Source organism: Streptomyces sp. MZ04 (assembly GCF_004684775.1).
Classification (GTDB): Bacteria; Actinomycetota; Actinomycetes; order Streptomycetales; family Streptomycetaceae; genus Streptomyces.
Map to the genome: position 1 here is coordinate 1 of NZ_SRIC01000265.1, position 11,130 is coordinate 11,130.

Below are 11,130 nucleotides of genomic sequence, written 5' to 3' on the forward strand. Positions count from 1 at the left end.
CCGGCAGGGTGCCGAGCGCGGCGTCGGCCTCCAGGGCGAGGACGGGGTCGTGCCGGTAATGGTTGAACGTCCGTGCCAGGAGCGCGGAGACGGTGGACTTGCCGACCCCGCCCCGGATCGAGGTCACCGCGATGACCCGTCCCGTGGTGACTGGCTGCTGCACCTCACGGGCCAGCCGGGTCTGCTCGGCGACCTCCTGGCCGGCCGACGCGGTGAGCTTGCGCAGCGAGCGTCCGGTGCGCCGGACCGCGGAGTCTCCGTGCTGCGGGGAGCCCAGGGCGCGGGCCAGGCGCGGATCGACGGTCGGCACGGACTCCGGGGTGGGCAGCGGAAGGCGGGGATCACGGGCGCTGCTGCGTAGGGGACGGGCGGGAGCCGTCGGCTGAGGAACCGGCCGTGGATCCACGGGGGCCTCATTCTCCGCCCTGCGGAGTATGGCGGTCGGCTCGACCGCAGGGCCGGTGGTGCCCGCGCCCAGATCCCTCAACACGTTCCGCTGCCAGTCGTCTTCCTGTTCCTGAGCCATGCCGCACCCCTACGCGAAGGTGTCGAGCAGTCGCCCGTACACACCGAACACCCCGATGACGAGCGGCAGCAGCGCGATCACGCCGACCGACTCCAGTACGTCACCGAAGCGGCGAAGCCGCACCCGCACATGCTCGGCGGGCTGCACCGCAAGCACCACCAGCGGAGCCACCGCGAGCCCGGCCAGCAAGGCCAGCGGCCCACCGCCGACCGACCGCTCCAGCCAGACGCCGACCAACGCCACGACCACGACCGCGGCAGCCGCGAACAACGCGACGACCTCGGCGACCAGCGGGAAGGCCCGCGCCCGCAGCGCGAGCACCACTGCGGTGACCACGGCCAGGAGCACGGTCCACACGGTCGGCGCCTTGAGCACCATCACCCCTGCGGCGGCCGCCGAGACGGCCAGCACGACGGTGGCGATGGCCAGTCCACGATGGGTGGCGCTCAGCGCGGTGCCCACGCGATACCGGCTCACCGACGCTCCGCCCGAACGACGGTCATCGAGCCCCGAAAGCCCGGAGGCCATCAACGCGAGCCGGGGCAACACCCCGAGCACCACCACCGAGACGAGGACGAGCAGGGAACCCATCCGAGCCTGCTCGGTCGCCGTCCGCGCACCGTCCTGCAGGGCGACGGACGCTTCCCACAGAACCAGGCAGCCGAGCATGGCCGCGGCCCCGATCAACCCGCCCCGCCCCAGCGGGGAGAACCACCCAAGGAAGAGCAGCACCAGCATTGCGGCCAGGGCCACCCCCGCCAGCCGCACGGCACCGGACCAGCCATGGGCATCGGCCAACGTCCAGGCCCCGAGCGCCCCCAGGGATCCGGCGGTGACGATCAACGTGGCAGAGAGCCCCCGCTGCTTCATGCGCCCCAGCACGATCCCGGCGACGCAGGCCAGAACGGCAACACCCACGAGGGCGTTGCCCACGTCCTCCACTGCGAATGCGCCGCGGGCCAACACCCCGGCGACGAGCGCCCAGAGGACGGTGGCAAGACCGGCAACCACCCGCCGGGCCGCGGACCCCCACCGCCAGGCCCTGACATCCAGATCATCGGCGGCTTCATCGGTGACGTCATGCACGACGGGCGCCGAGGGCGCATCCTCGGCCCGTACCAGCCGCAGCACGGCACCGTCCGCTATCCCGGCGGACTCCAGGGTGCTGTCGTGGGCCAGCGCCGATCCGTCGGCAGTGACGAGATGCCGGAGCATGGGCCGCGCCCCGGCCTGATCGCCGAGCAGCCGCAACACTTCAGGGAGCAGCAGCCCGACGGGCTCCTGAGAGGGAAGAACAAGGTCCACCCGCCGCCGCTCTCCGACCAGGGTGACCCGGCTCAAGGCCGTACGACTCGTACCGCTCGTGCGGCTCAACGGCCCCGCAGATATCACGCGTTCGAACCTATCATCGAGAAGACGGCGTTATGGACGGCGAAGACGGGGAGGTGGAGGGCACGGAGGAGCTGTAAGGGGTCTTCCCGATAAGCCGATGCGAAATGAACGACCACCCCACACACCCGGCACACAACACGGCCCCGATCACCACCCCGGCAAACATCTTCCCCAACCGCTCATCGATGGTCCGCCGCTGCCGCTGGGCCCCGAACAACAGGGCATCCCGCAGCCGTCGGCGCCGAACCGACACCGACTCCAGCAACTGGCTGTCGTAATCCTGCGCTGACACTGGTGTCCGAGTCCCGTCCCGTTGCTTTGTCAGGGTGTGTTATGGAGTGAACCACCGGGATTCGGCTGGTTCCCTGAATCACGTATCGAGCTCGCCGGCCCAGGCGTGCTCCAGGAGTGCCCTCGGTAGATAGTCGGATTCCACTTCAATGGGGAACCCTGCCTCACGGGCGAGGCAGGCCAATGCAAGCGGACCGAGAGCAACAAGCCCTGCGCTGCTCATCATGCGGGCTTCGTCGCCGGTCCAGTACTCCTTGTGCCATGTGAGCGCGTCGACCAGCGCCTGATTGAACTTCTCGTGCTCCTTGAGCAAATAGCGGTGGAAGAGCTCAAGCGGCGGGTACAGGATTTTCAGCATCGTCTCACTATCGGCCACTTGAGCCACCTGCGGACTGGTGCCGTCGAATGCTTGCACCAGCTTTTCCATCACCTGAGGCTCGCCGAGCCAGTACCTCTGCAAGGCATCTACCCACGCGTAGATGTACTCGTCGTATACAGCCCCGGACTCCCTGAGGAGCCGGATTGGCACCCTGGCCAGCTGGTTGAGACGCTCCTGCTCTCGGCAGATGAGGGCCAGGTAGAAGGACGAGACCCAATTCCCGGCGTCAGTGTAGGACTGCGGGCCGATCGCCGGGATGGTTCTCGTTTCTCCTGCGATGCGGCAGTCCACACTGTCTTTCGGCGCAGTCGCCGCAGCAAACAGCGCGGAGCCGGTCTGCATGGCAGCGACCCAAGCCTCCCAGCTCTCGATGTTCCCGGCCATCGGGTCCAATGCGCAGTGCGACTTCGCCAGGGTCACCATGGTGCTCAGAGCCTGGGCGCGAGCGACGTCCGATCGTTCGAGCCGCTCAAGGATCCAGTCCACGGTCTCATTGAGCACCGCCACGCCTTCGGCCGCGTTGTCCGTGGGGTACTCGTGGCGAGCAATGCTCGTGACCACTTACTCTCCTCTAGTAGATCTTGAGGTGTTCCAGCACGGACCCAGCGTACGTGCCCGTGTTCTCGTTGGCCTTGACCATGACGTAGTGCAGTTTTTTGTTCTCCAGGGCATCGAGAATCCTGAGTGCCAATACGCCGTCCCTAGGGGAACGAATTGCCCGATCCAACATTTCGGCGCATATTGTCTCGATGTATTCACGAGTGCCCTGTTTGACCATCTTGCCCGTTGATACCTTTACGCCATCCCGGATGACCTGTTCCTGGCGCCACTCGAGATCACCTTTGGGGCCCTTGGCCTCGGCGATGACGAGTCCGTCGTCCTTGATCTCCCAGAGCTGGTCGAACGCATCCGCGCCATTGGGAGTCTTGGGGAGCTCAATCCACTTAGGATTCTCAAAGCGTTGCGGAACTACATGGTATCTAGCTGCATCTTCCCCGAGTTTTTCGCCCAACTTGCTATTATTGACGTGATCGCCGAGAGTTTCCCGGGCCTTCTTGACTGATTCCAAATTCTCAGGGGAGGCGTCCTTCTTGTATGCCTTTTCTGCGGCAGTGAGGTCCATGCCTTGCCTGCGGACTTTAGATACTCCATCAAGGTAAGTTCGGACAGTGCGTGGGGCTGAATCGGGCGCGTACGGAGTCGGGTTGAACCGGGTTTCTGGAGCGGCACGCGGCCTGTCGTGCTTGGCAATGAAGTTGCCGTCCGCGTCCATCTTCAGTTCGGTCAGGAAGTGGCCTTTGTATTTTGCATAGGCGTTTTTCCGCTGATAGTCATTCTGGCGGTAGTATTTATCGCGCCACTCGGGGTTTTCATTGGCCAATCTGACATGCTCGTCCCGGATCTCTTTCAGCTCTTCAGCGGTCAGCTTTCGGGGCTCGCCAGCGCCTCCCCCATGACCGTCGGAACCGGCGCCGACATGCCCGTTGCCCGCTGCTCCGGAGGGCGGCTTAGACGTCCCGGAGCCGACGGTGCCCGTGCCTCCAGCTCGGTTGGCTCCTCCTCCTGGGCCGATCGGTGCGTCTGCGCTGCTACCGCCAGTTGGATTCCCGTGGCTGGCCTGCGGGGGAAGATTTCCGCCTGCGTGGGCATGGGCTTCGGGCCCCCGCGCCCCGGAGTTGGCCATCGCGGGTTCCCGCTGGGGCGATGTTCCTTCGGGAGCTGCCCGCTCGTCGGCGGCCTTCTCGACCGGTGCCGTGTCATTGATCGGATTGCCCTCTGCGTCGACCCGGATGAACTTGCCGTCCTCGATGCGAACCCTGGAGCCGTCGAACTCGAGGTCGCTGTGTACGCGCCGCAACTCGGGCGTGGAGTTGGTGCCGGTGCGGACGCGAGCGGTGAGGTCGGCGACGCTGGGCAGCTTGCTGAAGGCCTTGCCGCCCACCGTGAGCCCGGCGGAAAGCGGGTCTGCGTAGGTGCCGATCTTCGCCCCCACTCCGGCGGCCTTGGCCGCCGCCCCGCCCTTGCCGCCCTTGGCGACAGCTCCCAGGGGACCGGCACCCAGTGTGAGGATGTTGAAGGTGGCGGTCCCCGCTGCCTGGACGGGGTGCTCTTCCCACTGGTCCCAGGCGACCATGGCCTTGGCGAACTCGCGGGCGGCCGTCTTCTGCCGCTTCTCCGTGGCGCTCTCCTCGTCCGGACCGATCGTGTGGTCCAGGGCCCAGTCGACGGGAGTCATCGTGTACTGGCCGATGCCGCTGACGACATCGGCGAGACCACTCCAGGCGTCCTTGGCCGAGCCCCCGATGCCGACCAGGTGGCCCAGGCCCTCGAGGGTGGCACCGCCACCACCGACGATGAAGCCGTCCCACACGTAGTGCTTGACGTGCCGGTGGATCTCCCACACGTGGATGGACTCGCTGACGTGGCTGCCCCAGGGCAGCTCCTTGGCCTGCTTGAGGACGTCGGCGTCGTAGCCGTACATCACGGTCTTCTTCGTCGCCTTGTGACTGCCGTCGTCCTCGATGAACTTCGGGCCGTTCACGATTGCCGAGATCTTGGTGGCGGCTCTGCGCTCGGCCGCCTCGAAGGCGGTCTTGGTGACGGCGACATCGTCCACGAGCTCGTTGTTACGGTCGGTCTTGTCCTCGTCGTAGTGCCAGTCGTCGTCGCCCTCGACGCTGGCGACGAACTTCCTGGCATCGGCCTCCAGCGTCTGAAGGCGCTTGGCCAGCGGGCGCGCCTCGCTGGAGAAGGTGTCCAGGGCGTTGGCCACCGTCTCCAGATCGGCGGCGAAGGTGTCGGCCCTGTCCATCACCGGCTGGGTGGTGGCGAACAGGTCGTCGGCCTCCGGCGCGGTGTAGTACGCCCCGAGCATCTGGAAGCGGGAGTGGACGTCGGCCCCGCCGTTGCGGATCCCGATGGCGTCGCTGCGCAGCGCGGAGACGTCCTTGTCCAGTTGCTCGAAGTCGCCGATGAACTGCGGTATGCCCGCCGGCTCGATCATCTTCACTTGTCGGCGCCCTTCTTGCGGGCGTCGGCGAGAACAGCCTTCATGTCAGGGGCCTTCTCCGCATTGCGCTGCGCGGTCTCGGCCTGCTCCAGGTCCCCGTTGATGTAGTGGTTGGTCGCCTCGATCGCGCCGTTCACCGACTTCGTGGCCCGTGCACCGAGGAAGAGCACATCACCTGCGGTCTTGTCCACGAACAGCGCCAGTGCCACGCCGATCGGACCGACGGGCACATCCCCGCAGTACCCCGAGCTGATCGTGCCGGCCGAGGCGGCCGCACTCTTGGCGTCGGTCCCGTACGCCTTGACGTCCTTGGCCACGTCGTCCATCGCGAGCCCCACCAACGACGTCACCGAATCCACCCCGGACGGCGAAATGTCCCACGCAGGCATCCCAAACCCCCTACTGATCCCCGTAATTCAGCCCAGCTGCCAGACGCTGTCGGCCTGTCAGCCGATGTTGTCGACCGCGGCCCGCGCCCGGGCCAGCGTCGACTGCGCGGTGCCGTCGTTCTGCTCCAGCGTGGTGCGCACGAGGCGGATGATCTCCCGCACCTCGTTGGCCGCCTTGTTCCAGCGGACTTCCTTGCCGTGGTAGTCGTCTGACACACCGTCGGCCTGGTAGTCGGCCATAGCGGCCTTCACCGCGCGGTCGCGGTCGCCGAGCACCCGCTCCAGCTGGCCGATGATGATCTGCAGGCCGCCCTGCACGTCGGACGAGGCGCCGGTGTCGTAGGAGCGGCGGTCCTGGGTTCCAGCCATGGCGAAGTTCCCCCTGCGTACGAAAGTTGGGTGTGGTGAGGCGCTCAGCCGGAGAAGCGTGCGCCGTCGAAGTTGGCCGCGCCCATGTTCTGGTGGGCGTTGTCCGACTGTTCCTGGTCGCCGGAGCCGAACGCGGTGTCCATGCCCGCCTGGCCGCCCAGGATCGAGGACAGCGCCCCGTTCAGATCCGAAGTGATCTCATCCGCGCGCAGCTTGAACGAGTCGAAGGTCGCCTTGCCCGCCCCGTTGAACTTGCCCTCCAGCGGCTCCGCCGCCTGGACCAGCAAGCTGATCAGCGTCCCGAGATCGTCACTGGACCCCACGGTGTTCTTCCCCAGCACCGCGAGAGTCGTGTCTCCCATGTCGAACTTCATGACCCCACCCCGAATTGTGTTGTACGCGGCGGCAGTTCCTCATCACAGAAACCACATGCGTCACTCACGCCACGTAGCGTATCGAACATCCTCTCCCATGGAGAGTTGCAGGCGCAACGTGGTTGAGGGTCGAGTGGCGTGATCTGTGCCATGGTGGGTGGCTTGCGGGAACTTGAGCGACGGCGCCAGACGGTGAAGACGATGCGGGTGAACGCCGCTTATGCGGACCGGCTGCTGGACGCTGCGGCGCGTCGGGTCCTGCTCAACGCAAGGGAGGAGGCGTCGGTCCGCTACTTCGAGGAGTTGGTCACGGTGGCCCCACGCGGCCAGCAATTCGTCGAGCGTGCCGAAGAGGTGCTCAGCCAGGAGCTCTTCGGTGAGATGGACGCACTGGTGGAGGAGGCGAACGCCTGGACGGCACGAGTGGAAGAGATCCAGAAGGGAGACAACTATCGGCATCAGCTGGCACTGCTGCCCCGCTTTCAGGAGCTCTTCGATATGCATCACCGGGAGTTCGAACACTACATAGCCCAGTTGCTGCACTTCGACGGCTTCGCCGTCGAACGCTGGCACGGTGGGGCCGGTGACCTCGCGGCCGATGTGATCGTCCGGCTCCCCGGTGACGGCCGTCGCATGATCGTGCAGTGCAAGCACGTAAGCGATATCCGCACCACGATCGGCTCGGGGGTCATCCAGCAGGTCAATGGGACGAAAGAACTACACAATGCGGAGATGGCTCTCGTGGTCACCCCGGGCAAGTTCACGAAGCCGGCTCGGTCCCTGGCTATGCGGCTTGATGTGCAGCTGATCGACAAGACCGACATGTTCCGGTGGGGCCTGTACGGGCACCGGCTCCTGGACCTCCTTGCCGATCGCTCCGAGGGCCAAGTCCCGGACACCATGGAGTCGTAAGCCTGTGGCCGTGTGCCTGCGGGTTGTCCAGGTACACGGCCACGTTCGCGTATGCGCTCGGCCGTCAGCTTCACACCGCCGCGCGAGGCGCCACCAGCACTTGTGGACGGTCGACGTTAGCCGGTTGGTCGATGTGGCAGTCCGGGCATCGCCCCTCGGCTCCGTCCGCGACGCGGTAGCGGCTGCCGGCCGATTCGCACTTGCCGTACCAGTCTGATCCGAACATGAGAGCTCCGGAGGGCGTGCGCTGTCGTCCCGCCGACAGCTGGTGCGGTCCGCGGGATGGCGGCGGCGTTTGGTGGAGTCAGGCAGCGGGTTCGATGACGATGTGAACGGTCGTGATATACCCCAGGGAGAAGTTCACGAGTTTCCCCATGGGGATTCCGGACGCGGCTCCGTCGGGGCCAGGCCCCTGCCGGAGCCGCGACGCAGTTCCCGGGCGACTGGTCAGCTGTCCGGCGTTGCCGGGGTCTCCAGCGTCTGCTTGATCACGCTCGCTCCCTGGTCGACCATCTCGGCGATGGGGCCCGCGACGTCATCCGGCGTCACATCGATGATCCAGACGAACCGACTGCGGTCCTTGCCGTCGGCGAAGACCTGCATGGACGCGTGGTGGTGCTTGGGGGCCAGTGAGCCGCCGACCACCGCATAAGCGACCCGGCGGGCTTCGTCGTCGATGTCGACGAGGAGCTCGTGCACCACGACGCCGTTCGCGAAGGTCACGACCCTGGTATCCGCCTCCAGCTGTGTGTCCGTGACCACGCCAGGTGCCAGGCGCCGGTGCACCTCGCTGACGTCGCGGACTGCCGCCCAGACCTGGTCGGGGGCGCTGTCGATCAAGAATTCCTTGTGTATGTGAGCCACTGTGTCTCTCCTGTCTGGCGGGTAGTCAGTTGCCGGTGGTGAGGCAGAAGGGGTGCCCCTCGCGATCAGTGAGCACCACCCATTCGCCCTGGCCGGGCTGGAACTCGGGCCTCGCTGCCCCAAGGGCGAGCAGTTCCTTGGCGGCGCTCTCCAGATCGGTGACCGTGAGGTCGAAGTGCGCGTGCTTGCGGGCGTCGGGCCAGCCCGGCGCCCGGTAGCCCTCGATACGCTGGAAGGCGATCTGCATCGGACCGCCGTTGCCCAGGTAGGCGGAGTCCTGGTCGCTGCAGGTGATCTCCCAGCCGGTGGCCTTCTTGTAGAACTCGGCGAGCATCGCCGGATCGGCGCAGTCGATGATGACGGCGGTGAACTCCGCGAGTGCGGGCATGCCGATGACTCCTTCATATCGGTACTGGTGAGATGTGAGGTGGCCCCGCCGTGCCGATGACGCAACCCGGTGCACGGGGCCGGCCGGCCGGGCCGGGATCACATCGACCAGCCTGCTCGCCGCCGACAGTCCCGTCTTGAACATCCTTGCGCCGGTGACTGTCAGACCCCCGGCGTAGCGTTCAAGGGTGCTCTCAACCACCGCTCTCGCCACCCGGCCCGACTTCAGCATCACCGCTGTGACATGCCAGGACGACCACGCACGCTGGTCGGAGGCCGAAGTACGCGACGACTACCGGGTGGTGCTCGTGCGCCGTGGCCGGTTCCGCAGACGCACAGCCGGAACCCACGCCGATATCGACCCGACGATGGCCTACGTCGGCGAGCCGGGCGAGGAAGAGCACTTCGCCCATCCCGCCGGGGGCGACGACTGCACATCGATCAGCCTCACGCCGTCGCTGTGGCAGGCCATGGCCGGCGATGTCACGTGCCTGACCACACAGAGCGTGTACGTCGACGCCCGCCTCGACCTCACCCATCGCCGGCTCCTCGCGACCGCCCGGACCGGGGACATCGACTACGCACTGACGGAAGAGCTGCTCGGCCTGCTCGCCACCACCATCGGCCAAGTCGTCTCCGGGCCCACACCGCTCGGCGCACAAGCTCCCAGAACCGAAGCGGCTCTCGTCGCGGCAGCCCGCCAGGCGATCAGCGATGGCCACCCGGCCTCGGACGGACTGCTTCCGCTCGCAGAGCTGCTCGGGGTCTCGCCGTACCGCTTGAGCCGGTCCTTCACCCGCGAACTGGGGGTGTCGGTGACCCGCTACCGCAATCGCATCCGCATCGGCCGGGCCCTGGACCGCCTGGAGGAGGGCGAGACCAGCCTCGGCGCCCTCGCCGCAGACCTCGGCTTCGCCGACCAGGCACACCTGTGCAGGACCATGCGCCAGTACCTGGGCCGTACTCCGACGGCACTTCGACGCCTGCTAGCCCCTCGGACACATTGACGGTCTCCGTTGCTCGACAACGTCTTCGCCTGGGGAATTACGTGACGCGCAAGCTGCCGAACGTGGGGAATTACTTGACCGTCGACACCCGCCAAGTGTGGCGAGCCGGACCCGGAGCGAGAGTCCCTGACGACACAGCAACTCGTGAGTCAGCGGTCCGTTCTGTGCGAAGACCCAGTCCACCCCATCGGCGTCTTCGGCGAACTCGTCGTCGGTGTGGCGCTAGGCGAAATAGTCGAGGGCACCCACCTGAAACCGCACTCGGCGTCGCGTAGCAGGAACGAAGAGATCCACGGCATCGCCCGGACCAGTGCCGAGATCCCGGGTGCTCACCTTGCCTCGTACACCCTGCCGCTTGAGGAGTCGCTCCACGCCGCGCTTGATGAAGAGGTGGTCGGCGCTGGATTCGCCATTTGCGGTGCGGTGACACACGGCATTGGGGTGGTGCGCGAAGTGGCGCACCTTCCCTGTTGCATCAGCGTGTTGAAGCTGATGCAACAGGGGTGGTTCTGTGCCAGGTTGGCGTACGTAGTGGGTATCCAAGACCCGGGTGGTGACTGCACATCAGGAAGGCGTGCGATCGCCGGGCTCACCGGAGCCCCGCCCATCGTCGCCCTGGCCGCGGAAGCCGGAGTGCCCCGCAACGCCCTCACGCAACGGCACCTCGACCTGAAGAACGACTTCTACGCGAGGGTCCGCACTCGAGGAGGCACCCCCGACCGGGAATTGCGGCTCCGCAAGCAGATCGTCCAGCTCAAGGAGCTTCGAGCGACAGACGCGGAAGAGATCAAGCAGCTACGGGCCGATGTCGAAGCCCTGTTCGCAGCGCTCCATGTGTCAGAGAGCGAGAGCAGACAGCTTCGCGAGCAACGGATCTCGCCCGACTCCGTCCTTCGCGTCCTGCCCGTGCAGCCTCGGCCTCGGCTCGCGGGCAGAGAGCCGAGGAGCCCCAGAGCCTGAGATCGGTCGAACACGGTTCGGAGAGACCGCAATACGCACCAAGTCAGACGGGGTCAGGATCGGACGGCGATCGTGGTCGATGGTGTCCCGCCGAGTGGTGTAGCCGGTCTGGGTTCTGGAACGCGCGGGGGTCTGCTCGGGGCGTGCATCCGCTGTCGGTGACTGCTCCCTGAGCAGAGGCAGGCCATCGCGCAAGTCTCTTTGGTGAACGGCCAGTTCAACCGAGGAGGACGCGATGGCCTTGTCCCAGTCTGACCTGATGCGGCTGCT

Annotated in this window: 12 protein-coding genes and 1 pseudogene; 3 read left to right on the forward strand and 10 right to left on the reverse strand. The window is 66.4% G+C overall.

Annotated elements, in window-relative coordinates; genetic code table 11:
• The 8 genes and pseudogenes from E2651_RS45665 to E2651_RS34830 all read right to left on the reverse strand — a co-directional run.
• Window positions 1-526 (reverse strand): annotated as a pseudogene (locus E2651_RS45665) (hypothetical protein); the annotation flags it as partial.
• Between the two features lie 9 nt (window positions 527-535).
• The gene (gene eccD, locus E2651_RS34800) at window positions 536-1,867 is read right to left on the reverse strand and encodes a type VII secretion integral membrane protein EccD (protein WP_245239422.1); all 1,332 of its coding nucleotides are present in this window, start codon (window positions 1,865-1,867) and stop codon (window positions 536-538) included.
• A 64-nt stretch (window positions 1,868-1,931) separates the two neighbouring features.
• Window positions 1,932-2,210 (reverse strand): hypothetical protein, encoded by a 279-nt coding sequence (locus E2651_RS45670; protein ID WP_135335252.1) that lies wholly within the window; start codon window positions 2,208-2,210, stop codon window positions 1,932-1,934.
• 78 nt (window positions 2,211-2,288) lie between these two features.
• The gene (locus E2651_RS34810; RefSeq protein WP_245239423.1) at window positions 2,289-3,149 is read right to left on the reverse strand and encodes an immunity 49 family protein; all 861 of its coding nucleotides are present in this window, start codon (window positions 3,147-3,149) and stop codon (window positions 2,289-2,291) included.
• Between the two features lie 10 nt (window positions 3,150-3,159).
• Window positions 3,160-5,598: a hypothetical protein gene (locus tag E2651_RS34815; RefSeq protein WP_135335253.1), complete on the reverse strand. Its 2,439-nt coding sequence runs from the start codon at window positions 5,596-5,598 to the stop codon at window positions 3,160-3,162.
• The gene (locus tag E2651_RS34820) at window positions 5,595-5,987 is read right to left on the reverse strand and encodes a DUF6507 family protein (protein WP_135335254.1); all 393 of its coding nucleotides are present in this window, start codon (window positions 5,985-5,987) and stop codon (window positions 5,595-5,597) included. The genes E2651_RS34815 and E2651_RS34820 overlap by 4 nt, the downstream gene beginning before the upstream one ends.
• Window positions 5,988-6,044: 57 nt before the next feature.
• Complete coding sequence (locus E2651_RS34825) at window positions 6,045-6,356, reverse strand: pore-forming ESAT-6 family protein (protein WP_135335255.1); 312 nt, start codon at window positions 6,354-6,356, stop codon at window positions 6,045-6,047.
• Window positions 6,357-6,400: 44 nt separating this feature from the next.
• Window positions 6,401-6,730: a hypothetical protein gene (locus E2651_RS34830; protein WP_135335256.1), complete on the reverse strand. Its 330-nt coding sequence runs from the start codon at window positions 6,728-6,730 to the stop codon at window positions 6,401-6,403.
• Window positions 6,731-6,892: 162 nt separating this feature from the next.
• Between E2651_RS34830 and E2651_RS34835 the strand changes: the two genes are divergently transcribed.
• Window positions 6,893-7,642 carry a restriction endonuclease gene (locus E2651_RS34835; protein WP_167828986.1) on the forward strand — a complete coding sequence of 250 codons (750 nt, stop codon included), beginning with the start codon at window positions 6,893-6,895 and terminating at the stop codon, window positions 7,640-7,642.
• A 447-nt stretch (window positions 7,643-8,089) separates the two neighbouring features.
• Here the strand turns inward: E2651_RS34835 and E2651_RS34840 are convergent, their stop codons facing one another.
• Complete coding sequence (locus E2651_RS34840) at window positions 8,090-8,506, reverse strand: SRPBCC family protein (RefSeq protein ID WP_135335258.1); 417 nt, start codon at window positions 8,504-8,506, stop codon at window positions 8,090-8,092.
• 25 nt (window positions 8,507-8,531) lie between these two features.
• Window positions 8,532-8,894, reverse strand: coding sequence for a VOC family protein (locus E2651_RS34845; RefSeq protein WP_135335259.1), 363 nt, complete (start codon window positions 8,892-8,894; stop codon window positions 8,532-8,534).
• A 187-nt stretch (window positions 8,895-9,081) separates the two neighbouring features.
• Here E2651_RS34845 and E2651_RS34850 point away from each other — a divergent pair, with 187 nt between their 5' ends.
• Together E2651_RS34850 and E2651_RS44805 are read left to right on the forward strand one after the other, a co-directional pair.
• Window positions 9,082-9,900: a helix-turn-helix domain-containing protein gene (locus E2651_RS34850; RefSeq protein ID WP_135335260.1), complete on the forward strand. Its 819-nt coding sequence runs from the start codon at window positions 9,082-9,084 to the stop codon at window positions 9,898-9,900.
• Window positions 9,901-10,044: 144 nt separating this feature from the next.
• A complete protein-coding gene (locus tag E2651_RS44805; protein ID WP_209446319.1) occupies window positions 10,045-10,860 on the forward strand; it encodes a hypothetical protein in 816 nt (271 codons plus the stop codon).
• Window positions 10,861-11,130: the final 270 nt, after the last annotated feature.

Excerpts from the sequence above, each read along its gene's own strand:
- E2651_RS34845 (WP_135335259.1), bottom strand. The coding sequence starts at position 8,894 with ATGCCCGCACTCGCGGAGTTCACCGCCGTCATCATCGACTGCGCCGAT.
- E2651_RS34820 (WP_135335254.1), bottom strand. The coding sequence starts at position 5,987 with ATGCCTGCGTGGGACATTTCGCCGTCCGGGGTGGATTCGGTGACGTCG.
- E2651_RS34830 (WP_135335256.1), bottom strand. The coding sequence starts at position 6,730 with ATGAAGTTCGACATGGGAGACACGACTCTCGCGGTGCTGGGGAAGAAC.
- E2651_RS34825 (WP_135335255.1), bottom strand. The coding sequence starts at position 6,356 with ATGGCTGGAACCCAGGACCGCCGCTCCTACGACACCGGCGCCTCGTCC.